The 21,847-nt window shown below is 70.4% G+C and carries 22 protein-coding genes; 13 read left to right on the forward strand and 9 right to left on the reverse strand.

The window, feature by feature from the left end; all coding sequences use genetic code 11:
* Window positions 1–43 precede the first annotated feature (43 nt).
* Complete coding sequence (locus AB0M02_RS14490) at window positions 44–535, reverse strand: DUF1269 domain-containing protein (RefSeq protein WP_364226272.1); 492 nt, start codon at window positions 533–535, stop codon at window positions 44–46.
* Between the two features lie 179 nt (window positions 536–714).
* On the opposite strand from AB0M02_RS14490, the gene AB0M02_RS14495 reads away from it, so the two are divergent.
* From AB0M02_RS14495 to AB0M02_RS14515, 5 genes are read left to right on the forward strand one after another with little or no spacing between them, the layout of a single operon-like run.
* Complete coding sequence (locus AB0M02_RS14495; RefSeq protein ID WP_364226275.1) at window positions 715–999, forward strand: hypothetical protein; 285 nt, start codon at window positions 715–717, stop codon at window positions 997–999.
* Between the two features lie 12 nt (window positions 1,000–1,011).
* Complete coding sequence (locus AB0M02_RS14500) at window positions 1,012–1,458, forward strand: hypothetical protein (protein ID WP_364226278.1); 447 nt, start codon at window positions 1,012–1,014, stop codon at window positions 1,456–1,458.
* Between the two features lie 57 nt (window positions 1,459–1,515).
* Entirely contained in the window at window positions 1,516–2,649 is a 1,134-nt protein-coding gene (locus AB0M02_RS14505; RefSeq protein WP_364226280.1) for an AI-2E family transporter, read from the forward strand.
* The gene (locus AB0M02_RS14510) at window positions 2,646–3,143 is read left to right on the forward strand and encodes a DUF1269 domain-containing protein (protein ID WP_364226283.1); all 498 of its coding nucleotides are present in this window, start codon (window positions 2,646–2,648) and stop codon (window positions 3,141–3,143) included. Before AB0M02_RS14505 ends, AB0M02_RS14510 begins: the two co-directional genes overlap by 4 nt.
* A complete protein-coding gene (locus AB0M02_RS14515; RefSeq protein ID WP_364226286.1) occupies window positions 3,140–4,591 on the forward strand; it encodes a DUF2252 domain-containing protein in 1,452 nt (483 codons plus the stop codon). The genes AB0M02_RS14510 and AB0M02_RS14515 overlap by 4 nt, the downstream gene beginning before the upstream one ends.
* A gap of 241 nt (window positions 4,592–4,832) precedes the next feature.
* Here AB0M02_RS14515 and AB0M02_RS14520 read toward each other — a convergent pair whose 3' ends face one another.
* Window positions 4,833–6,149: a hypothetical protein gene (locus tag AB0M02_RS14520; RefSeq protein WP_364226288.1), complete on the reverse strand. Its 1,317-nt coding sequence runs from the start codon at window positions 6,147–6,149 to the stop codon at window positions 4,833–4,835.
* 376 nt (window positions 6,150–6,525) lie between these two features.
* Between AB0M02_RS14520 and AB0M02_RS14525 the strand changes: the two genes are divergently transcribed.
* From AB0M02_RS14525 to AB0M02_RS14535, 3 genes are read left to right on the forward strand one after another with little or no spacing between them, the layout of a single operon-like run.
* Window positions 6,526–6,945: a DUF6325 family protein gene (locus AB0M02_RS14525; RefSeq protein WP_364226290.1), complete on the forward strand. Its 420-nt coding sequence runs from the start codon at window positions 6,526–6,528 to the stop codon at window positions 6,943–6,945.
* A gap of 53 nt (window positions 6,946–6,998) precedes the next feature.
* Window positions 6,999–7,457 carry a DUF6325 family protein gene (locus tag AB0M02_RS14530; protein ID WP_364226293.1) on the forward strand — a complete coding sequence of 153 codons (459 nt, stop codon included), beginning with the start codon at window positions 6,999–7,001 and terminating at the stop codon, window positions 7,455–7,457.
* A gap of 6 nt (window positions 7,458–7,463) precedes the next feature.
* Entirely contained in the window at window positions 7,464–7,763 is a 300-nt protein-coding gene (locus AB0M02_RS14535) for an SHOCT domain-containing protein (RefSeq protein WP_364226295.1), read from the forward strand.
* A 71-nt stretch (window positions 7,764–7,834) separates the two neighbouring features.
* Here the strand turns inward: AB0M02_RS14535 and AB0M02_RS14540 are convergent, their stop codons facing one another.
* From AB0M02_RS14540 to AB0M02_RS14560, 5 genes are all read right to left on the reverse strand, one after another.
* The gene (locus AB0M02_RS14540; RefSeq protein WP_364226298.1) at window positions 7,835–8,872 is read right to left on the reverse strand and encodes a YbdK family carboxylate-amine ligase; all 1,038 of its coding nucleotides are present in this window, start codon (window positions 8,870–8,872) and stop codon (window positions 7,835–7,837) included.
* A gap of 206 nt (window positions 8,873–9,078) precedes the next feature.
* Window positions 9,079–9,537: an RDD family protein gene (locus AB0M02_RS14545; RefSeq protein ID WP_364226300.1), complete on the reverse strand. Its 459-nt coding sequence runs from the start codon at window positions 9,535–9,537 to the stop codon at window positions 9,079–9,081.
* Window positions 9,534–9,980, reverse strand: a complete 447-nt coding sequence (locus tag AB0M02_RS14550) for a hypothetical protein (RefSeq protein WP_364226303.1) — start codon at window positions 9,978–9,980, stop codon at window positions 9,534–9,536. Before AB0M02_RS14550 ends, AB0M02_RS14545 begins: the two co-directional genes overlap by 4 nt.
* Entirely contained in the window at window positions 9,977–12,658 is a 2,682-nt protein-coding gene (locus AB0M02_RS14555; protein WP_364226305.1) for a cation-transporting P-type ATPase, read from the reverse strand. The genes AB0M02_RS14550 and AB0M02_RS14555 overlap by 4 nt, the downstream gene beginning before the upstream one ends.
* A gap of 10 nt (window positions 12,659–12,668) precedes the next feature.
* Window positions 12,669–13,130, reverse strand: coding sequence for a DUF6069 family protein (locus AB0M02_RS14560; protein ID WP_364226308.1), 462 nt, complete (start codon window positions 13,128–13,130; stop codon window positions 12,669–12,671).
* Between the two features lie 190 nt (window positions 13,131–13,320).
* Here AB0M02_RS14560 and AB0M02_RS14565 point away from each other — a divergent pair, with 190 nt between their 5' ends.
* The 3 genes from AB0M02_RS14565 to AB0M02_RS14575 are packed head-to-tail and all read left to right on the forward strand — an operon-like array spanning window position 13,321 to window position 16,448.
* Complete coding sequence (locus AB0M02_RS14565; protein ID WP_364226310.1) at window positions 13,321–14,589, forward strand: histidinol-phosphate transaminase; 1,269 nt, start codon at window positions 13,321–13,323, stop codon at window positions 14,587–14,589.
* A gap of 23 nt (window positions 14,590–14,612) precedes the next feature.
* Window positions 14,613–15,833, forward strand: a complete 1,221-nt coding sequence (locus AB0M02_RS14570) for a GAF domain-containing sensor histidine kinase (RefSeq protein WP_364226313.1) — start codon at window positions 14,613–14,615, stop codon at window positions 15,831–15,833.
* A 9-nt stretch (window positions 15,834–15,842) separates the two neighbouring features.
* On the forward strand, window positions 15,843–16,448 hold the full coding sequence (locus AB0M02_RS14575; protein WP_364226316.1) for a hypothetical protein: 606 nt from the start codon (window positions 15,843–15,845) through the stop codon (window positions 16,446–16,448).
* Window positions 16,449–16,628: 180 nt separating this feature from the next.
* Here AB0M02_RS14575 and AB0M02_RS14580 read toward each other — a convergent pair whose 3' ends face one another.
* Together AB0M02_RS14580 and AB0M02_RS14585 are read right to left on the reverse strand one after the other, a co-directional pair.
* Window positions 16,629–17,846 carry a GAF domain-containing sensor histidine kinase gene (locus AB0M02_RS14580; protein WP_364226319.1) on the reverse strand — a complete coding sequence of 406 codons (1,218 nt, stop codon included), beginning with the start codon at window positions 17,844–17,846 and terminating at the stop codon, window positions 16,629–16,631.
* Window positions 17,847–17,884: 38 nt separating this feature from the next.
* Window positions 17,885–19,924, reverse strand: a complete 2,040-nt coding sequence (locus AB0M02_RS14585; protein WP_364226321.1) for an ATP-binding protein — start codon at window positions 19,922–19,924, stop codon at window positions 17,885–17,887.
* A 162-nt stretch (window positions 19,925–20,086) separates the two neighbouring features.
* Here AB0M02_RS14585 and AB0M02_RS14590 point away from each other — a divergent pair, with 162 nt between their 5' ends.
* Window positions 20,087–21,253, forward strand: a complete 1,167-nt coding sequence (locus AB0M02_RS14590; RefSeq protein WP_364226324.1) for a S8 family peptidase — start codon at window positions 20,087–20,089, stop codon at window positions 21,251–21,253.
* A 140-nt stretch (window positions 21,254–21,393) separates the two neighbouring features.
* Window positions 21,394–21,813: a response regulator gene (locus AB0M02_RS14595; protein ID WP_364226326.1), complete on the forward strand. Its 420-nt coding sequence runs from the start codon at window positions 21,394–21,396 to the stop codon at window positions 21,811–21,813.
* Window positions 21,814–21,847 lie beyond the last annotated feature (34 nt).

Below are 21,847 nucleotides of genomic sequence, written 5' to 3' on the forward strand. Positions count from 1 at the left end.
CGCCCGTTCCCACGGGCGGCGTCCGTGACGTGTTTCCGAAACCTTACTTGTCCTCGCCGTGCAGGGCAGCCTGCAGCTCTGCCTCGGTCTCCTTCGGCAGGGAGGACTTGAGCACCGTGCCGCCGAACTTGCTCAGCGCCTCGACGGCCTTGTCCGGGGTGACCGACTCGACGATGAGGAACAGCGCCGAGGTGCCCGGCTGCAGCTCCTCGCGGATCCGCTCCTGGAACTCCTTGTTGATGGCGCCCTTGGTCAGCTTGCCGGTCAGCGCGCCGAGTCCGGCACCGATCGCCATGCCCAGGATCGGGATGAAGAACAGCATGCCGAACAGCAGGCCCCAGAACATTCCCCAGGTGGTCCCGCCGGCCACCGCGTGGTGGTTGGTCGTGACGTGGTACTTGCCCTCACGGTCCCGGATGATCACCGCGATGGCGTCCGGCTGGATGATCAGGTCCTTCGCCAGCCGGTCGGCTTCCAGGGAAGCCGCCGTAGCCGTGGTCTCGTCGGGGTACCCGATGGCGACCAGAGTTGCCATGTTCTTCTCCTTTGCGAACCTGTGGTCCGACCAAGTGAGCCACGACTGCCCATCGGCGCTCTTCATTCCTCAGGGGTGAACTCGGGACTCCGAGCGTGTTCACCCCGTACGGGGGAGGTCACTTTCGGTGATCAACGGCAAGGTCTGAACTCCACACCGCTCAGCGAAGGAGTCAGGTCATGTATGAGCGCTACGAGTTCCGGGTCCGGGGCTTCCTCGGGCCACTGCTGAGGATGGCGCTCAAGGACCTGCGGTGCCGGGTGTTGCCGTACCAGAGCACGATCCGCGGCCGGCTCTCCGACGCCGACCTGGAGCGATTGCTGACCCGGCTGGACGACTCCGGTGTGGAAGTGGTCTGTCTCAGCCGGGTCGGCGCCGCGTCCGGCTCCCATTCATTCGCCACGGATGGCGTGCCCGCCACCGCGCCCGGCTCACGATCGGGAAGCCACACCCCCTCTGACTAGGGAGACTGGACAATGAGCGACACCGAAACCCGGCGGGCCTACGACGAACCGCCGTACACGCCGCCGGGCCGGCGCGAACCGACCGGATGGGTGGGCATGGTCGTCTTCGCCGGCGTCATGCTGCTGATGCTGGGGTCGTTCCAGGCCATCGAAGGACTGGTCGCCCTCTTCCGCGACGACTTCTACGTCACCACCAACAACGGTCTGGTCATCCCGATGGACTTCAGTTCGTGGGGCTGGACCCACCTGATCATCGGCGTGATCACCGCACTCGCCGGCTTCGGCGTCCTGGCCGGGCAGATGTGGGCCCGCGTGGTCGGCATCGTGATCGCCGTGATCAGCGCGCTGGCGAACCTCGCGTTCCTCCCGGCGTACCCGATCTGGTCCACGATCGTCATCGCCATCGACGTTCTCGTCATCTACGCCCTGACCGCGCACGGCCGTGAGGTCCGGTACTGACGCCCGCCCGGCCGGGACCGTTCGAGGAGGCGGTCCCGGCCGGGACGGGTCCCGGTCGTGAACCGCCTGACGGCCCGGCCGGCCCGGCATCCGGTCCGGCCGGGCGGCGTGCCCCTGCCAGGGCTGCCACGGGGAGTCATCGTGCTGCTCGGCACGGCGAGCGCCGTGGTGGTCGTGGCCGGGATGCGCGGTGTCGCCCACATCCTCGGGCCCGTCTTCCTCGCGCTGATGCTCACCGTCACGGTCAGCCCGATCACGAGCTGGCTGCGACGGCACGGCGCGCCGGTCTGGGTGGCGATGCTCTCGACCATCCTGGTGGCCAACCTGATCCTGATCGGTCTCGGTGCGGCGCTGGCCTACTCGGTGGCGCAGCTCATCGACACACTGCCGCAGTACCAGGAGCAGTTCGCCGGCATCCGTGCGGACGTCGTCGCCTCACTGACCGGCATGGGTATCAGTGAGGAGACGCTGCGCAACGCGGTCGCCGGTGTCGACCCGGGTGCGGTGCTCGGCCTGGTCGAGTCGCTGTTCGGCGGTATCGCCGGCATCCTGTCCAACTCGCTGTTCCTGTTGGCCACGCTGCTGTTCATGTGCGTCGACGCGGTGCACTTCCCGGCCCGTCTGCGCTCGGTCACCGCCCAGCGGCCGCAGGTCGTGGGCGCGTTCCGCTCCTTCGCACAGGGCACCCGCCGCTATCTGCTGGTCAGCACGGTGTTCGGCCTGATCGTGGCGGTCATCGACACGGTCGCGCTGTGGGCGCTGGGCGTGCCGTTGCCGCTCCTCTGGGGGCTGCTCTCCTTCATCACCAACTACATCCCGAACATCGGCTTCATCGTCGGTCTGGTGCCACCGGCTCTGCTGGCCCTGCTCCAGGGCGGTCCCGAGCTGATGCTCACGGTGATCGTGCTCTACTGCGCGATCAACTTCGTGATCCAGTCGATCATCCAGCCGAAGATCGTCGGGGACGCGGTCGGCGTCTCGGCCACCGTCTCCTTCCTGTCCCTGATCATCTGGGCCTGGATCCTGGGGCCGCTCGGCGCGCTGCTGGCGATCCCGCTGACGCTGCTCACCAAGGGCCTGCTGATCGACATCGACCCGTCAACGCGCTGGATGAACAGCCTCATCTCCGGTGAGTCCCCCGCCCCGGGGGCGGCCACCCCATCGAGCAACGGACAAGGAGGGCGGCAATGACCACCTTCACGGTATGGAAGTTCGACGACCCGAACCGCGCGGAACAGATGGCGAAGATCGTCAAGTACGCCGCCGACGACGGCCTGATCCACGTCGTCGACCACGCGGTCGTCACCTGGCCGCAGGGCGCCGAGAAGCCCGAGACCCATCACGAGCACGAGGCGACCCGGCACTCGACCGGATGGGGCGCCTTCTGGGGCATCGTGATCGGCGGCCTCTTCCTGGTCCCGGTCGTGGGCGGCGCGGTCGGCGCCGGCATCGGGGCGCTGGTCCGGGCCACCTCGGGCACCGGCATCGACCGGGAGACCCTGGAACGGATCCGCACCGAGATCACCGAGGGCACCTCGGCGCTCTTCCTGGTCACCGACAAGGGCGACCTGGACCGGCTCGGCGAGCGCTTCCACGGCCTGCACAGCAAGCTGATCGCCACCAACCTCACGCAGGAGGAGCAGGGCATCCTGCTGGAGACCTTCAGCGACACGACCACACCATGACCGCCCCTGCCACCGACCCACCCGGCGCGACCGGCACCGCCCTTACCGGACAAATCAGGCGCGACCCCGCAGCGCGAGCTGCGGCGGGGCGCGCCGCCCGGAAGCGGGTGCCGCTCGACGAGCACGCCGCGTTCGCGCCGGCCGCCGACCGGCCCGACCCGGTCGACGTGATCCTCGCGCAGGAGACCGACCGGCTGCCCGAACTGCTGCCGATCCGCCACGGCCGGATGCTCGCCTCACCGCTCGCGTTCCTCCGGGCGACCGCCGCCGTGATGGCCGCCGACCTGGCGGGCACCCCGTCGTCCGGCATCACGGCGCAACTCTGCGGCGACGCGCACCTGTTCAACTTCGGCGTCTACGCCTCACCCGAGCGCCGCCTGGTCTTCGACCTCAACGACTTCGACGAGACCCACCCCGGCCCCTGGGAGTGGGACGTGAAACGCCTCGTCGCCAGCCTCGCGCTGGCCGGCCGCGCGAACGGTCTCAAACGCCGCGAACGCGCCGCCGTGGTGCTCGCCGCGGGCCGCCGCTACCGGGAGGCGATGACCGAGTTCGCTCAGATGCCCGAGCTCGAGGTCTGGTACGCCCGCGCCGACGTGGACGACCTGCGCGAACGGCTCGCGGGGCGGCTCGGCAAGGAGCGCAGCCGGAAACTGGCGAAGGCCGGCGCCAAGGCTCGGACGCGTACCAGCCTGCAGGCGTACCGCAAGCTCACCGAACTCGTCGACGGCCACCGCCGGATCGTCGCCGACCCGCCGCTGCTGGTCCCGGTCGCCGACCTGGTGCCCGACGTGGCCCGCAAACACCTGGAGAGCCAGATCCGCGACCTGCTCGCCGGCTACCGGGAGAGCCTCGCCGACGACCGCCGCCGCCTCTTCGACGCGTTCGAGTTCGTCGACCTGGCCCGCAAGGTGGTCGGCGTCGGATCCGTCGGCACCCGCTGCTGGATCCTCCTGATGACCGGCCGCGACGACGAGGACCCGCTGCTTCTCCAGGTGAAGGAGGCCGGCCCGTCGGTGCTCGCCGCCCACCTGCCCGGCAGCCCGTCCGAACACGACTCCCAGGGCCGCCGCGTCGTCGCCGGCCAACGTGTCATGCAGGCCACCAGCGACATCTTCCTCGGCTGGCACGCCGTACCCGGCTTCGACGGCAAGACCCGCGACTTCTACGTGCGCCAGCTGCGCGACTGGAAGGGCGGCGCCGCCGTGGAGGAGATGGACGCGGCGGGCCTTCAGGCGTACGCCGTCCTCTGCGGCTGGACGCTGGCCCGCGCACACGCCCGCGGCGGCGACCGCATTGCCGTCGCCGCCTACCTCGGCACCTCCACCCGCTTCGAGGAGGCCCTCACCGAGTTCGCCGAGTCCTACGCCACCCAGACCGAACGGGACCACGCCACCTTCACCGAGGCCGTAGCCGCCGGCCGCCTGACCGCCCAACCCAACATCTGACCCACCCCACAGCCTGGACGGGCCCCACCCCCACGGGGCCCGTCCAGCTTCGCGCCCAAACCTCCCCACTCTCACGGCTCCAACCCTCCCGCCCCGCCACCGCGCAACGCCGCCTGCCCCGTGCTGCCCGCGCCGCCCCGCCCGGCGCCGCGCCACGCGGCGCAGCGCGAGAAGCGGAGGCGGGAAGCGGAAGCGGAGCGCAGCGAGCGGGTGGGGCGACGAGTGGGTGGGGCGTGCGTGGTCAGGAAGGGGTGGGGACGGCGGGAGGTGGGGTGGGTTCGTGGTGGTTGCGGGCGATCAGCGTCACCGCCACCTCGTAGGCCGCCAGCAGCACGACGATCACCAGCAGGGACGTCCACGACGAGAGGATCAGGGCGAGCGCGCCCGCCACCACCAGGCCGCCGATCCGGAACGCGTCCAGGTTGGCGTTGATCAGGCCGGGGCCGTGTGCGGACGCGGTGCTCCAGCCGGTGCGGGTCCAGCGCCAGCCGGCGGTCAGGCCGCGGCGGATCTGGGCGCGTAGCCAGACCGGGAAGCGGCCGGGTCCGACCAGGTACGCCGCCGCGGCCAGGATCGCGCCGATCCAGATCAGTTGGGTTCCGCGTTCGCGCAGCAGGCTGAAGACGGTGGTCATGGCCGCGTCCACGCCGTTGCGGTAGACGCCCTCGGGGACCTCCGCCACGATCTGGCGCCGTACCGCCCGCAGGATCACTGTAATCGTGACGGCCGCTACGACCAGCCAGATGCCCAGTTGGACCGCGGTGCGCCGGCGCCCGGGTGACACCGCGAACGCCGCGAGCAGCAGCACGATCGTGGCGCCGACGAAGATGGCCAGGTCACGCTTGGCGGTGGCGACGGCCTGCTGGGCCGCCCACAGCTGCCCCGAGTCGTACACGGTGAACTGCGCGAAGTTCTCCGGCAGCGTCACGCCGAGCTGTTCCTCGACCCGCAGGCGCAGGTTCGCCGGTATCTCACCGCTGCTCAGGTCCGGCAGCGTGATCGTCTTGCCGAACAGTGTGGGCAGCTGGGCGCTGAGCTCCCGCAGCACCTGGTTGATCAGCGGCAGCAGGTCGATCTGGATGCGGTCCTCCTGCGCCGTGATCACCGTGCTGGTCCCCTCCAGGACGGCCAGGATCCGCTGGTGCAGCTGACGGTTCACCTCGACCCAGATGACCTGGAAGCGCTCGCTGCTGAGCACGTTCTCGACGGTCTTGTACACCTGTTCGCGCAGCTGTCCGGTGATCGGGCCGGCCACGAACGCCGCCTGCGGGGGCAGCACCTCGCGCAGCCGCGTCTCCACGTCGACGACCTCGAAGACCTGGGTGGTCGCGTACTGCGCCACGGCAGCGTTGACCTGGGGGTCCTGGGGCAGCGGCGCTACGGTGGCCACCCAGCGGTCGGTGTTCAGCGTGGTCCGCGCCGCCCACAGGCCCACCACACTGGTGACCAGGGCGAAGGCTGCCAGCACCACGAGCACGGCGGCCAGGGCACCCCGGATCGCGTGACCGCCGGGCCGCCTGCGGCGACCGGTTTCCAGTTGGGCACGCAACGCCGCCACTTCCGCACGGAGCCGCTCCAGCTCAACATCATCGGGTACGTCAGACGCGCCGCCACCAACCGCCGCGCTCCCAGGAGCGGCACTCCCAGGAGACGCGGAAGCCGGAGAGGCGGAAGCCGGAGCGGGAGGCGTGGTCCCCGGGGGTGCGCTCGGTGAAGCCGCGCCGTCGGGTGTTGCCGCTGGGGACGTTTCGGATGGAATCGTCATGGTCCTGCACCTCGCAGCGGAAGCGGAACAGCTCTCGCCGACGCTTCCGGACCGCCCGGCCCGCCGCCTCACCCGTCGCGGATGAACACCCGGGCGGCGGCACCGGAGGGGCACGGTTCACCCCCGGCGGGTGAGGCCGGAGGCTCGCGTAGCGAGCAGTCTGAGCCCCATGGCATTCGGGCCGCTGGAACTGATGGTGCTGTCCTTCCCCGCAGAACATCTGAGCGACGGTGTCCGGGCGACCCTCTTCCGTCTCGGTGAGGTGGAGGAGATGAGGGTCGTGGACGCCTTGGTGGTCCGAACCGACTCGGCCGGTGGTGCGTTCGGCGTCGAGCTGAGCGAACTGCCCGGTCTGCGCGGCGAGCGGGCGGACTACGCCCGGCTGGCCAGCGGGCTGATCACCGAGTCGGACATCGACGAGGTGGCGGCCATGGTGGACGACGAGACCGACGCCCTGGCGGTGCTGCTGGAGCACCGCTGGGTGAACGACCTCGCCGGCCCGGTCGCCGAGTCCAGCGGCAGCATCGTGGCGCTGACCCACATCCCGGGTGCTCCCGGGCACGCCCGAGTGCTGACGACGACGAGGTAAGGGAGAGCGATGAGCAGGAGACAGAGTCACGCCGGCGGAAAGAGGGATGCGTGATGCGCGAGCTCGAAGAGATGGGCCCGATCGACTACCTGTGTGTGGAGTTCCCGGACGGCAGCCTGAACGGGAAGGCGTTCCCGCTCCTGGTGGACCTGGTCGACCGGGGGATCATCCGCGTGCTGGACATCCTGTTCATCCGCAAGGGACACGACGGCACGGTGACGGCCATCCAGGGTCAGGACCTGGAGCTGGCCGGCCTCGGCGTCTTCCACGGGGCGGCGTCGGGCGTGCTCGGCGGCGACGACCTGCGGGAGGCGGGATCGGTGCTGACCGCCGGTTCGGCAGCGGTGGTCCTGGTGTACGAGAACACCTGGGCCGCGCCCCTCGCCGTCCAGCTCAGGCTCAACGGCGCACAGCTCGTGGCGGGCGGGCGGATCCCCGTACAGTCGCTGATCGCGGCCCTGGACGAGTCTGAGCCGGAGGCGGCGCAGGCGGCCTCCCAGGGAGGGTGGTGATCGGCGATGCCTTTGCTCAGAGGAATGGCCCGCACCGCCGTGGTCGCCGGCACGGCGACCGCAGTCTCCAACCGTGTCTCCCGGCGCCAGGCCGGCCGCTGGCAACGGCAGGCCGACGAACAGGCGATGTACAGCGAACAGGCGCAACCGCCGCAGTACGCACCGCAGCAGCCCCCGCCCCCGCCGGTGGAGGATCCGATGGCGGCGAAGCTGGAGCAGCTCAAGCAGCTCGGTGAGCTCAAGCAGCAGGGCGTGCTGACCGACGCCGAGTTCGAGGCGCAGAAGGCGCGCATCCTGGGCTCCTGAACGACAGGCCGTGAGACCCGCGCCGGTCACCGTTGTGCATGCCCGCCACGGTGACCGGTGCGCCCACGCCGTCAGGACACCAGCGACACCGGAGCGGTCGCCTCGGCGAGAGCGCGGACGAATCCGCTCGTCGGCCCGTACCTCTGGAAGAGCCGGCGCTGACGATCGGCGCCGGTGCCCTCGCGCCGCAGGCGCTCCATGCCCGCGTAGATGTCACCGGTGTCCCCCGCCGCGTCCAGGTACGGGGTGATCTTGCGCAGCAGCCGCGAGGTCTCGTGCGCACGGCCCCGCGCGACCGCCAGCAACTGGTCGCTGACGAGCGCGCCGGCGATCGGCACCACCTTGGCCCGCTCCCGCACGTCCTCGATGAGGGCGGACACCAGCGCGCGCACCACGCCGGCCAGCAGAACAGTGTCGTCGACGCTCAGGCAGGTGTCCGCGACCCGCACCTCGATGGTCGGATAGCGGGCCGAGAGCCGGGCGAGGAAATAGATGCCGGACTCGTCCACGGCGGTGCCGGCCGCGACGAGCGAGCGCACCTCCCGGTCGTAGCTGTCGGCGCTGGCCCAGACTCCCGGCGGCCGGAACGTCGGCCAGCGCAGCTGGGCCTGATAGCGGTAGCTCGCCCACCCGGTGTCGTTCGCGGCGGCGAACGGCGAGTTCACGGTGAGCGAGAGCAGTGCGGGCAGCCACGGGCGCAGCCGGGTGAGCACGGCCGCGGCCAGTTCCCGGTCCGGTACGCCGATGTGGACGTGGCATCCGCAGGTGCCGCCGGCCTCGGTCGCCTCCGGGAACCGCCGGGCCAGCCGCTGGTAGCGGTCGTCGGAGGTGAGCGCGCCGAGCGGCCCGGCCGCCAGCGGCGCGGCACCGCTGGCGACCAGGTAAACCCCGGATTTCTCGGCCGCCTCCGCGGCGACCAGCCGCAGCCGGGTCAGCTCCCGGCGCAGCTCGTCCAGGCCCGTGCAGACCGCGGTGGCGGTCTCCAGCTGGTAGGCCATGTACTCGGGCTTGATCTGATCCTCGGTGCGTACGTTACGGACCACCGCCGACGCCTTCGGCGCGACCGCGCCGTCCGGCTCCAGCAGCAGAAATTCCTCTTCGACGCCCATGGTGAGCACGCTGTGATCCCCCTTTTGCCCCCGTATCAGGGCCTGTCCTGCCGTTCACCCGAGTGCGAGGCGAGGTCCAGGTGGTGGCTGGCGTCGGCCGGGCGAAGGTCGCATACCGGGTTTGTATGTGGCCTTTGACCGGACGCCGCCAGGCGCCGCCTGGGCCACGCCGCAGCCCCGGGTGAACGGCAGGACAGGCCCTGCCATCAGCGTGCGACTCGGGCCGCCACGGTCACCTCATCCTCGCCGGATGAGACGCGGACGACGGCGGTGCGCGCCACCTTGTCGTGCAGGGCCTGGTGACGGCGGTCGACGAGCAGCCACAGGGCGCCGATCGGGAAGTACGCGACCAGCAGCGCGCGGACCAGCGAGGCGAACCAGCGCACCGGCCGGCCGGTGACCGCGACCACGCGCAGCCCCAGCACGGCCATGCCCGGGGTGCGACCCGCCAGCATCCAGAACACCGCGCAGTAGATCGCCATGATCGACGGAAGGAAGATCAGGTACGACGAGAGCACGATGCGGGCCAGCTCCCGGGCCTCCGCGCCGACCACCGAGGCCACCAGGCCCAGTGCCGTCGCGGAGGCCCCGGTCAGCAGGGCCACGATGAGGGCGTCCAGAAAGTACGCCATGGCCCTGCTGACCAGCCCGGCGTAACCGTTCACGTCGGCTCGGCGGCACCGCCCCGGCGGGACATCCGCAGGGTGAGCCGATCCACCGCCGCGTCACCGGCCGCTGCTCCGGTGCGGACCCGGCCGACGACCTCGCCGACCATCGAGTCGCGCTGGCCGCGCACCAGCACCCGGATCCGCTCCGGCTCCTGCTCCAGCAGCGACAGGACCCGGTCCACCTGGATCGCCACGATGCGGTTGACCAGCGGGGAGGTGGCGATCGCGGTCATCGCGGCGTCGAGCGCCTCGGCGGCGCGGGCGCGGCCCCTGTTCCGTTCGACGGCGCCCCGCTCGGCGAGCTCCTTCCACCGGGGTGAGCCGGTGGTGCGCTCACCCGCCTCGCGGAGCCGCTTCCACGCCTCGGTCGCACTCTCGCCGGCCCGGATCGCCACGCCGATCGCGACGTCGCCCAGGTCGATCAGTCCTGGCCTGCTCATCGTGCTCTCCCTCGGAACACTGCCTTACGGATCTCCGTGGGCAGGATGATGATGCCGCCGGCAACCAGGCAGATCAGCCACTGGCCGAGGTCCAGGCTGACGGTGTTGAGGATCTTCTGGAACAGGCCGAACTCGGTGGCCAGCACGATCGCCGCGGCCGACATCGCGGTCGTGATCACGAAGCGCCGGTCGTCGAAGGTCTCCAGGCTGAACACCGAGCGGATCTCGCTGCGTACGGTGAGCGAGAAGGCCAGGTTCGCGATGGAGAACGCGGTCAGGCCCATGGTGCGGGCGGTGCCGATGTCGTACTCGTTCTCCGCCCACCAGATGACGGCAAGGGTGATCACGCCCATCACCAGGCCGATGAAGCCGAGCCAGCCGAGCGAGGCGCGGCTCAGCAGCGGCTCGTCGGACTTGCGCGGCTTGTGCTGCATGATGTCCGCCTCGGCCTTGCCGTAACCGAGGCCGACCGCCTGGAACACCTGCGTGGTGAAGTTGAGCCACAGGGTCTGCAGCGGCACGAACGGCACGCCGGAGGCGATGTTGCCGATGCTCGCCGCGAGGAACGTGACGATCATGCCGATCAGCACGCCGATCTGGAAGAAGATGTACTTCTTCAGGTTCGCGTAGAGCGCCCGGCCCAGCTCGACGGCCTTCACGATGGTGGCGAAGTCGTCGTCGGTGAGGATCATCGCGGCGGCTTCCTTGCTCACCTCGGTGCCGGTGATCCCCATCGCGATGCCGATGTCGGCCTTCTTCAGCGCCGGGGCGTCGTTCACCCCGTCGCCGGTCATCGCGACGATGTGCCCCTTGCGCTTGAGCACCTCGACCAGGCGCACCTTGTGCTCCGGCGTGACCCGGGCGATCACCCCGATGCCGTCGATCTCCCGGTCCACCTCCTCGTCGCTCATCGCGCCGAACTCGGCGCCGGTGATCGCGCGGCCGCGGATGCCGAGCTTGCCGGCGATGGCCGCGGCGGTCACCGCGTGGTCGCCGGTGATCATGCGGACCTCGATGCCGGCCGAGTGCGCCTCGGCGATCGCCTTCTGTGCCTGCGGGCGGGGCGGGTCGACGATGCCGACCAGGGTCAGCACGGTCATCCCGTCGAGCAGCGGCAGCAGGTCGGCGGACGGGTCGAAGGTGTCCGGGTCGAAGTCCTTGCGCCCGGTCGCCATCACGCGCAGGCCCTGCTCGGCCAGCCGGGTGTTCTCGGCGAGGTAGCGCTCGCGGAAGTCGTCGTCGACCGGGAGCAGGCTCAGGTCGTTCGCGTCGGGCCGTCGCCCGGCACGGGCGAGCAGTTGGTCCGGCGCGCCTTTGACGAAGCAGCGGATCACCTCACGGCCGTCCACCGTCATCCGGTGGAAGGTCGCCATCATTTTGTACGCGGCATCGAACGGCAACTCCGCCACCCGCGGGTACGCCTGCCGTGTCGCCGTCGCGTCCAGCCCGCCCTTCTCGGCGAGCACCACGAGGGCGCCCTCGGTCGGATCGCCGATCATCTGCCCGTCGTTCACCACCGCGTCCGACGCCAGGATCATCGGCAGCAGGAACTCCTCCAGGGGCACGTCCGGCTGCCCGGCCACCCGCTTGATCACACCGTCGGTGGAGTATCCGCTGCCGGAGACCGTGTACCGCCGGCCCGGGATGGTCATCTCGACGGCGGTCATCTGGTTGAGCGTCAGCGTCCCGGTCTTGTCCGAGTTGATCGCCGACGTGGAGCCCAGCGTCTCGGTCGAGCGCAGCCTCTTCACGATCGCGTTCGCCTTGGCGAGCATCTGGGTGCCGAGCGACAGGATCGTGGTGACCACGGCCGGCAGGCCGGTCGGGATCGCCGAGACGGCGAACGCGACGGCGGCCGTGAAGACCACGTTGAACTCGTTGCCCCGGGCCAGGTTGATGATCACCGAGGCCAGCAGCGCGATGCCCGCGATCACCAGGATCTGGTTGGTCAGCTTGGCGAGCTGCCGGGTGAGCGGCGTCTCCGCGTCCTTCTCGGTCTGCAGCATGCCGGAGATCCGGCCCACCTCGGTCGTCATGCCGGTCGCGGTGACCAGCAGCTCGCCCGAGCCCCGGGTGACGTTGGTGTTCATGTACGCCATGTCCGAGCGGTCACCCAGGTCGGTGTCCTCGGCGGTCAGCGCGTCGACGTCCTTGGAGACCGGCAGGCTCTCGCCGGTCAGCGCCGACTCGTCGATCTCCAGGGTGGCGGCCCGCAGCAGCCGCCCGTCGGCCGGTACGACGTCACCGGCCTCGAGCAGCACGACGTCGCCGGGCACCAGTTCCTCGGCGGGCAACTCGGTGAGGGCGCCGTCACGCCGTACCCTCGCCTTGATGATCATCATCTTTTGCAGCGCGTCGATCGCTGCGGCGGCCTTGCCCTCCTGCTGCAGACCGAGCGCCGCGTTCAGCAGGGTGAGCAGGATCAGCATGATGCCGGTGCCCCACTGCTTGAGCGGGTAGAGACTGCCGATACCCGCGACGAGCAGGACGATCTGCATCGGATCGGCGTACTGGCGCACGAACGCCCGCCACCACGGCTCCTTCTTGGCCTCGGCGAAGCGGTTCGGCCCGTACTGCTCCCGGCGCCGTGCCGCCTCGGCGGCGCTCAGCCCCTGCTGCTGATCGACGTGCTCGGCCTCGAGTGCCTCCGGCACCGTCAGGACATGGAAGGTGGTCAATGTGTCCTCCTCAGTACCGACGCGCCGTCGGAATCAGAATCGTCGCCGTCCGGGCGACTCCCGCGACCAGCGAGCCGATGGCGACGCCGAGCACGAAGTTGAGACCCGCCGTGTACATCCGCGCGCCGAGGCTGGCGTCGGTGACGAACGGCGCCAGCATCGCCACGACCGTGCTGAGGCCGACCACCCAGCCGAAGAAGCGCATCGGGCGCGGTGTGGTGAGGATCAGCACGTGCGCCAGCCCGGTGGCGGCCAGCGCGGCACCGCCGGCGCCGAGGGCGTACCAGCCGGTCGAGGCGTCACCCCAGGTGCCGTGCCCCTTGGGTGCCAGCACGTCGATGTCGAAGAGGCCGCGCCCGAACAGGATGCCGGCGATCGCGATGAGCGCCGCGACCACCGCTGTCGCGGCGCCGCCGGCCCAGAGTTTGCCGGCGTTGACAGCCGGGCGCGGGGTGGGGTCCATACCGGTCATGCCGTCCTCCGGGAGTCGGAAAGCTACCGGCCGTAGCGTCGCCGGACGGCGTGGCGGCTCGCCTCATCCGGTGTGGATGAAAGCCTGGTCATGGATTGTCGACGATTTCGTTCACGGTCAAGCTGAACGAATCGGGGCCCGGTTCCGTACCTCGGTGCGGCAATGTCACCGAGGGGTTCGGGAGGACACCGTGGCACGCACCGGAATCGACACGTCGATCTTGCACAAGGGCTCGCACAGCGCGTCCTACTTCGACTTGGCGCGTGCGGCCGGTGACGGGGCGGAGATCGTCGACTTCTGCATCCCGTGCAACCCGTACTTCCCGACGCCCGAGATGTTCGACGAACTCACCGCGGACCTCAAGACGATCCTGAAGTACTACCCGAGCGACTCGGCCACGATCACCAAGAAGCTGGCCAGCGTCCTGGGCCTGCACCCGCAGACGGTGGCGATGGCGAACGGCTCCACCGAGTTGATCACCTGGATCGACCACCTGCTGGTCAAGGAGAGCCTGGCCATCCCGATCCCGACCTTCGGCCGGTGGACCGACCAGCCGCTGGAGACCGGCAAGCGGGTGGACATGTTCCCGCTGCAGGAGCGCGACGGCTTCCGCCTGGACCTGGAGGAGTACGTCGAGTTCATCCGGGACCGCAAGTCGCGGGTCGCGGTGGTCTGCAACGTGAACAACCCGGACGGCAACTACCTGCCGCGGCGCGACGTCATCCGCTTCATGGACGCGCTCAGCGACATCGACCTGGTCGTGGTCGACGAGTCGTTCATCGACTTCTCGGACGCCGAGCGCTACCCCTCGGTCGGCCCGGACGCGGTGATCCGCCCGAACGCGGTGGTGCTGAAGAGCCTCGGCAAGAACTTCGGCCTGCACGGCATCCGGTTCGGCTACATGCTGGCCAACCCGGCGATCGCCGGCAAGATCGCCAAGATGCTCCCGAAGTGGAACCTCAACTCCCTCGCGGAGAAGGTGGTCCACATGATCCAGGAGCACGAGATGGAGTACGAGGAGAGCCTGCGCCTGCTCAGCCGCGACCGCCGTGCGATGGCCCGTGAGCTGAGCCGCATCCCGGGCCTGACCGTCTTCCCCTCGCAGGGCAACTTCTTCCTGGTCAAGCTCCCCACCGAGTGGTCCGGCGTGGCGCTGCGCGACTTCCTCGTCGCCAACCACGGGATCATGACCCGGGAGTGCGGCAACAAGCTCGGCATGACCAGCCAGTTCATGCGGCTCGTGGTGCGGCCCACCGGGGATGTGGACCGCCTGGTCGACGGGATGATGGACTACGGCCAGCGCTTCCACGGCCGATCGGTCTACGACGCCGACCCGCTGGAGTCGGCCGGCCGCCGCTGGGCCGAGTCGTACGAGGAGCAGGCGGACAACCTGATCCCGTACCCGAGCCACCGCAACGGCGGTGGTGAGTACACCGCGCGCCGCGCCGCGGTGGGCTGACCTGGGACTTCTTCTCAGCTTGGATGGCAGCGGGCCGAAAGACAGGCGTGGGGGCGAAGCGGGAAGCTGAGGAGGCGAGGCTCGCCGCGCTGCGTTCGTACCATGTCCTGGACCGGCCGCGGACGCCGGTCCTCGACGACCTCACCCGCCTCGCCGCGAGCATGTTCGACACGCCCATGGCGGCGATCTCGCTGATCGACCGGGACCGGCAGTTCTTCGCCGGCAGCCTCGGCCTGGCCGACGACGAGACGCCCCTGGACGTGTCGTTCTGCGTCCACGTCATCCCGATCCGCAAGCCGCTGATCGTCCCGGACGCCACCCGCGACGCACGGTTCGCGGCGTACCCGAACGTGGCCGGCGCGCCGAACATCCGGTTCTACGCCGGTGCGCCGATCATCGACGAGCAGGGTCACGCGCTCGGCGCCATGTGTGTCGTCGACGACCGCCCGCGCGAGATCAGCGACCGCCAGATCGACAACCTGATCACCTTCGCCGGGCAGGCCGCCACCCACCTCGCCGCGATACGCACGCGGCTGCGGGTGGCCGACCTCGGCGACGAACTCGCCCAGGCCGGACAGCGCGAGGACGACCTGGTTGCCAACATCACGCATGAGTTGCGTACGCCGGTCGCGACCATCCAGGGTTATCTGGAGCTGCTCGGCGACCAGGACGACCTGTCGCCGTACCGGAAGCTGATCGAGCCGATCCACCGCAACGGCCAGCGCCTCGTCGAGATGGTGGACCACATCCTGGCCGGCACCCGGCCGCCGGAGGCACCGCTGCCGGCACCGGTCGGCACCGTGGACCTGGCCACCGTGGTCGCGGCCGCGATCACCGGCTGCCGCCCGCTGATCGCGCTGCGCTCGGAGCCCATCACCGTGGCGGCCGGCGAACCGACACCGGTCCGCGCCGACCTGACCCGGCTGGCACACGCGATCGAGCAGGTGCTGCGCAACGCGCTGCTGTTCACCCCGCGGGACCGGCCGGTGGCGGTCCGGGTGACCGGTGATCCGCATCCGGCCGTCGAGATCACCGACGCCGGCATCGGCATACCCGACGACGAGTTGCCGAACGTCTTCGAACGCTTCCACCGCGGCCGGTACGCCCGGGAGCAGGCGGTGCCCGGTGTCGGCCTGGGGCTCACCATCGCCCGCAACATCGTCGGCGCCCATCACGGCAGGCTGACCCTGACGAGCGGGCCCGGCGGCACCACCGCGCGAATCACCCTGCCCGGCACCGTCTGAGGAGCGCGCGTGCACCGTTACGGTGGGCAGATGGACCGTCCCGGCGTGATGCGTGTCGACGACGTCGTCGCCGTGATCCTCGCGCGGCTCACCGAGCAGCACCGGGTGGTCCCGGAGTACATCGTGCGGGACGCCGTCGAGGCGGCACTGCGCCGCCGTTTCCCCGCCGAACCGCTCGCCACCCTCGTCGTGCCGGAGGGTGTCGCCGGCGAGCTGATCTCCGGTTTCTGCGCCGGCGCGGCCGAGACCGAGGACGACTCGGCGACCATGCCGGCCGTCCTCAGCGGCGACGAGACCGGCCGCCTGCTCACCGCGCTCGGCCTGGCCGTCCACGTGGCCGCCTTCAACCTGGACCGCGACCGCCTGCACGTCGCCCAGATCCTCAACGGCTCGGCGGCCGCCCTGGTGGCCCTCGGCTCGGCGTCCCGGGCCGCGCACGACGACGGCACCTCCGCGGTGCTGCTCTCCCCCGCGACCCTCCGTACGGTCCGCACCGTGATGGTCGGCGTCCTGCAGGGTCTGCAGGACCGCGGCTGGCAGGCACAGCACCTGGACCCGGCCACCACGACCACGTTGTTCACCGGCGTCCTCACGATGCTGGGCGCCGTGCCCTGACGACTGTGTGTGGATTTCGGCCCCGCTCCGCACCCCAACTCCACACACAGGGTTGTTGCCTGACCGTGTGGAGTTCGGCCCCGCTCAGCACCCCAACTCCACACACGGGGTTGTTGCCTGACCGTGTGTGGACTTCGGCCCCGCTCCGCACCCCAACTCCACACACGGGGTTGTTGACTGTCAGTGGATCGGCAGTTCCAGGCTCACCGTGGTGCCGGCGCCCGGAGCGCCGTCGATGCTGATCCGGCCCCGGTGCCCGTCGACGATCGCCTTGACGATCGACAGCCCGAGGCCGATCCCCTGCACCTCGGCCCGCTCGGCCGCGGCGGACCGGCGGAACGGCGCCAGCACGCGTTCCCGGTCCGCCGGGCTGATGCCGCTGCCGGTGTCAGTGATCCGGATCAGCGCGTGCTCGCCCTCGCGGCGGGTGCTGATGGTGAGGCCGCCGTGGTCGGTGAACTTGACGGCGTTGAGGATCAGGCGGTCGACGGCCTGGCCGAGCCGGCACGAGTCGACGTCGGCGATCAGGCCGGGCTCGGTGTGCACCTCGACGGTCAGGCCGCGCGCCTCGATCAGCGGGCGGTTCTGCTCAGCGGCGGTGCTGACCAGCACGGCGAGGTCGGTGGAACGCCGTTCGAAGCTCCGGCTCTCGGCGCTGACCTGCGCGGCGATCAGCATGTCGTCGACCAGGGTGAGCAGGCGGTCGGAGTTGCGCCGGATCCGGTGCAGGAAACCCGCGCGGGTCTCTTCGGGCAGTTCCGGGTCGCCGAGGACCTCCAGGTATCCGTGTATCGAGCTGAGCGGGGTGCGCAGCTCGTGGGTGACCCGGGAGATGAACTCGTCCTTGACGCTCTCGGCGTCGCGCAGCCGCTCGTTGAGGTCGCGGATGTCGCGGGCATAGCGGCGCAGCTCCAGCTGGGAGACGACGTGCCTGGCCAGGGCGCGCAGGCCGTGCTGCTGTGCCGGGCTGAGCATGCCGGGCTCCGGGTCGGCCACGCAGAGCGTGCCGAGCGGCTCGCCGTGCGGCGAGATCAGCGGGGCGCCGGCGTAGAAGCGGATGTACGGCTCACCGGTGACCATCGGGCTGGTGGCGTAGTGCTGGTCGAGACGGGCGTCCGGGATCTGCGTGACGTCGTCGCCGTACATGGCCCGGCCGCAGAACGAGGAGGCCCGGTCGCTCTCAGAGGCGTCCAGGCCGACCCGCGCCTTGAACCACTGGCGGTGCTCGTCGATCAGGCTGATCGAGGAGATCGGCGTGCCGCAGAGCTGGGCCGCCAGGGCGACGATGTCGTCGAAGTCGGTCTCGGCCGGGGTGTCCAGGATGTGGTAGCCGCGCAGCACCGAGAGGCGTCGTCGTTCGTACACCCCGTCGTCGGCCGCCCGCGTCTCTGCCCGCACACAGCTATCGTCGGTCGTACCGACCCGGTATTGAGCCGTTAGCGGCTCGGAGCTCGCTGCGCCCATTGCGACTCCAACGTCCGGGCGTACGCAGAACGCCCCGATGGCAGCGTGAACGACATCCGGGTGCCACTGCCGTACGGGTTAGCCATGGCCTCGATCGTGCCGCCGTGCCGTTCCACGATCCGCTTGCAGACCGCCAGCTCCAGGCCGCTGCCCCGCCGATGCTCGTCCCCGCGGTGGAAGCTGGTGAAGACCTCGTGCAGCTTGCCCGGCGGCAGGCCGATCCCGTTGTCCAGGATGTCGATGCGCAGCATCCCGTTCGGGCCGGCCTGGCAGGAGACGCCGATCTGCGGCGTCGCGCCGGCCGGCATCAGGTCCAGGGCGTTGTCGATGAGGTTCTCCAGCAGCTGCCGGACGAGCACCGGGTCGGCCTCGACGGCACCGTCCAGCCCGCCGGTTTCGAAGAGCGGCGTGACCTTGCCGGTGTATTCCGCCTGGTCCAGCCGGCTGTTGACGATGTCCTGCATGAGCAGCGGCAGGTTGACCGTGGTGGGCATCAGCTTGCCGTCCCGGGCCGCGGTGTACGCGAGCAACCCGTTGAGGAACGTGCGCATCCGTGCGGCGGCCCGCTGGATGCGGGTGACCCGCTCCGCCGGGCGGTACCCGGCCAGCTCGGCCTCCAGCACCTCGGCCCAGCCCTCGATCGTGGTCAGCGGGTTGAGCAGGTCGTGCGCCACGAGTCCGGCGAACGACATCAGCTCGTCGCGGTGCCGGCGGTCGGCCGTGACGTCGTGGAAGACGACCACCACCTGGATCGGGCCGCCGGGCTGCACGCTCAGCCGGGCGACGTTGAACCGTACGATCCGGCCCTCCGGAACGGCAGCGTTGCGGATCAGGATGTCCATCGGCGGCACGTCCTGCCCGGCGAGGGCGTGTACCCAGGGCATGTCAGCCTCGGCGACCGGCGTGCCGTCCGGGTGGAAGAACCCGTAGTCGCTGCCGAGAAGCACGCCTCCGGAGACGCTGCTGGTGTTGCCGAGCAGCCGGCCGGCGGCCGGGTTGCGCAGCACGAACCGGCCCTGCTGGTCGAGGATGGCCAGCCCTTCGGTCATCGAGTTGACGACCGTCGTCATCATGTCGGCCTTCTCGGTGGCCTCCTGCTCGGAGACGCGCAGCCGCTGGATCAGCGCGTCGCGCTCGTCGCGGCTGAGCGCCAGCGCCAGGCCGACCACGGCGAGCACGCCGAGGTAGAGCTCGATCAGCAGGGCGCGCAGCGGCGCGTCGGTGACGTCGCCGAACTGGCCGGACCCGCCGAGTGAGAGGAGCGCCGCGGCGGTGCTGAACACCAGGCTGTGCGCGATCAGCAGCGGCGTGGGCATCCGCAGCGCCGCCCACACGGTGAGCGGGAGCAGCGCGAAACCGATCGGGACGCTGGTGTTCACACCGAAGGCGAGCCAGTAGGCGCCGGCCGAGACCAGGAAGATCGCGGCGCACTCGAGCGCCCGTGGCCCGGACGGCGGCTTCCAGTGCCCGCGCAGGACGAATCCGGCCCGCCGGGTGGCCACCCCGAAGATCAGCACGCCGACGACGTCGCGGACCAGGCGCATGAGGGCCGTGATCGCCGACGGCTCACCGCCGAGCAGGCGCTCGCCCACCGTCTCGATGACCGAACCGGCAAGCGCGGCGATCACCGCGATCAGGATGATCCGCCAGAGCTCGACCAGGTGCGAGAGTGGCCGGCCGCCCTGTTCGGCCCGGCTGTTCCAGAGCCCCGGCAGCCAGCGGCCGGCGGCGGTCGAGAAGACCGTCGCGGCGGCGACCGCGGCGACACCGTCCACGGCGGCCCGGTCCGGGCTCATCCCGGTGAGGATCAGCCCGCCGGCCGTGAGGGCGCCGAGAGCGGTGACGTCCACCCAGCGCCAGGGTGACTCACGTCGCATCACCAGCCACACCGCGGCCACACCGGCGGCCGGCGAGATCACCGCCTCGCCGTCGAGCTCGGTCATCGCACTCAGGCGGCCCAGGAGGAGAACCAGCAGGTAGAGCACCGCGAAGCCGACGATGCGAAGACTCATATCACCCGTATCGGCACGGAGGGCGATTCGCTGAACATCGGTCACGAGCGTGCCGCGATATAGCTATTTCGATATATACATGCGAGCCGGATTCACACCTACGCTTCCCCCAAGACTGAGCGACGATCTTCGATCTGTTGCCAGGCGCGAGAGAGGAAGAAGATGGCGATTCGACGACACGGCCGCATCCTGGCCGCCGGTCTGTTCGCACTGGCCACCGCGGTGGTCGCGACGGGAACCCCGGCCGCGGCAGCCCCGGCAACGGGCGAGATCCGGCTCGCCGGCTCCGCCGACGCGATCCCGGGCAGCTACATCGTGGTCCTCAAGTCCGGCGCGCAGCAGACCAAACTCAGCAAGGCGTACGGGGCGTCGGTGAAGCGCAGCTTCGGCAAGGCGCTCAACGGCTTCGAGGCCACGATGTCCGAGACGCAGGCCAAGCGGCTCGCGGCGAACTCGGAGGTCGCGTACGTCGAGCAGAACCAGGAGGTCACGCTCGCCGCCACCCAGTCCAACGCCACCTGGGGCCTGGACCGGATCGACCAGCGCAACCGGCCGCTCAGCACGACCTACACGTACCCGGTGACCGCCTCCAACGTCACCGCCTACATCATCGACACCGGCATCCTCTACAGCCACAGCCAGTTCGGCGGGCGGGCCACGGCCGGCTACGACGCCGTCGGCAGCGGCGCGGTCGACTGCAACGGTCACGGCACGCACGTCGCGGGCACGGTCGGTGGCAGCACGTACGGCGTGGCCAAGGCCGTCAGGCTCGTCGGTGTCCGGGTGCTCAGCTGCAGCGGCAGCGGCACCACGGCCGGTGTCATCGCGGGCGTCAACTGGGTGACCCAGAACGCGGTCAAGCCCGCGGTCGCCAACATGAGCCTCGGCGGCGGCGCCAGCACCGCGCTGGACAACGCGGTGGCCAACTCGATCGCGTCCGGCGTGACGTACGCGGTCGCCGCCGGCAACTCCAACACCAACGCCAGCTCCTCCTCGCCGGCCCGCCTGGCCGCCGCGATCACGGTCGGCTCGACCACCAGCACCGACGCCCGGTCGAGCTTCTCGAACTACGGCAGCATCCTGGACATCTTCGCGCCCGGCTCGTCGATCACCTCGGCCTGGTACACCAGCTCGTCGGCCACCAACACGATCAGCGGCACCTCGATGGCCTCGCCGCACGTCGCCGGTGCCGCCGCTCTGGTGCTGTCCCGCAACCCGTCCTACACCCCGGCCCAGGTCCGCGACAGCCTGGTCAACAACGCCACCACCGGCGTGGTGACCAGCCCGGGCAGCGGTTCCCCGAACCGCCTGCTCTTCGTGGTCCAGTAAGCACCGTCTCCATCACGAGGGGGCCCGCTTTCCGGCGGGCCCCCTCGTCATGTCGCAACCGTCCGGCAACGCGCATTTGACTGGCGCGCCGGAACCGAGGGCCGATTGCACCGGGCGACCCTCGACGATCGGAGCAGCACATGACCGCCATGCTCGACCTCCTCCCGCCGGCGCTCGCGGTGCCGGGCCAGCCCACCGTTCTCGTGGTCGACGACGACGAGAACGTGCGCGACCTGGTCAGCTTCAAACTCCAGATGGCCGGTTTCGGCACCGAGACCGCGGGCGACGGGTGCACCGCACTCGACCTGATCTCCCGGCAGCGCCCCGACCTTGTGGTGCTCGACATCGCGATGCCAGGCCTGGACGGCCTGAGCGTCTGCTACCGGATGCACGCCGACCCGGCGACCGCCGAGATCCCGGTGATCATGCTGAGCGGCTGCGCCAGCGAGACCGACGTCGACCTGGCCTTCGTCTCCGGGGCCGAGGAGTACCTCGCGAAGCCGGTGAACCCGGCCGACCTGGTCCGCCGGGTGCGCTGGCTGCTGCCACACCGGGGATGATTCCCGCTCAGGCGGGCGCGGACGGCTTCCGATA

The organism is Actinoplanes sp. NPDC051861 (assembly GCF_040681145.1).
Taxonomy (GTDB): Bacteria; Actinomycetota; Actinomycetes; order Mycobacteriales; family Micromonosporaceae; genus Actinoplanes.

What these genes read in the sequence shown, in the direction of transcription:
- AB0M02_RS14490 (WP_364226272.1), bottom strand. Translation starts at nt 535, where the DNA reads ATGGCAACTCTGGTCGCCATCGGGTACCCCGACGAGACCACGGCTACG.
- AB0M02_RS14495 (WP_364226275.1), top strand. Translation starts at nt 715, where the DNA reads ATGTATGAGCGCTACGAGTTCCGGGTCCGGGGCTTCCTCGGGCCACTG.
- AB0M02_RS14500 (WP_364226278.1), top strand. Translation starts at nt 1,012, where the DNA reads ATGAGCGACACCGAAACCCGGCGGGCCTACGACGAACCGCCGTACACG.
- AB0M02_RS14510 (WP_364226283.1), top strand. Translation starts at nt 2,646, where the DNA reads ATGACCACCTTCACGGTATGGAAGTTCGACGACCCGAACCGCGCGGAA.
- AB0M02_RS14515 (WP_364226286.1), top strand. Translation starts at nt 3,140, where the DNA reads ATGACCGCCCCTGCCACCGACCCACCCGGCGCGACCGGCACCGCCCTT.
- AB0M02_RS14525 (WP_364226290.1), top strand. Translation starts at nt 6,526, where the DNA reads ATGGCATTCGGGCCGCTGGAACTGATGGTGCTGTCCTTCCCCGCAGAA.
- AB0M02_RS14530 (WP_364226293.1), top strand. Translation starts at nt 6,999, where the DNA reads ATGCGCGAGCTCGAAGAGATGGGCCCGATCGACTACCTGTGTGTGGAG.
- AB0M02_RS14535 (WP_364226295.1), top strand. Translation starts at nt 7,464, where the DNA reads ATGCCTTTGCTCAGAGGAATGGCCCGCACCGCCGTGGTCGCCGGCACG.
- AB0M02_RS14540 (WP_364226298.1), bottom strand. Translation starts at nt 8,872, where the DNA reads ATGGGCGTCGAAGAGGAATTTCTGCTGCTGGAGCCGGACGGCGCGGTC.
- AB0M02_RS14550 (WP_364226303.1), bottom strand. Translation starts at nt 9,980, where the DNA reads ATGAGCAGGCCAGGACTGATCGACCTGGGCGACGTCGCGATCGGCGTG.
- AB0M02_RS14560 (WP_364226308.1), bottom strand. Translation starts at nt 13,130, where the DNA reads ATGACCGGTATGGACCCCACCCCGCGCCCGGCTGTCAACGCCGGCAAA.
- AB0M02_RS14570 (WP_364226313.1), top strand. Translation starts at nt 14,613, where the DNA reads ATGGCAGCGGGCCGAAAGACAGGCGTGGGGGCGAAGCGGGAAGCTGAG.
- AB0M02_RS14585 (WP_364226321.1), bottom strand. Translation starts at nt 19,924, where the DNA reads ATGAGTCTTCGCATCGTCGGCTTCGCGGTGCTCTACCTGCTGGTTCTC.
- AB0M02_RS14590 (WP_364226324.1), top strand. Translation starts at nt 20,087, where the DNA reads ATGGCGATTCGACGACACGGCCGCATCCTGGCCGCCGGTCTGTTCGCA.
- AB0M02_RS14595 (WP_364226326.1), top strand. Translation starts at nt 21,394, where the DNA reads ATGACCGCCATGCTCGACCTCCTCCCGCCGGCGCTCGCGGTGCCGGGC.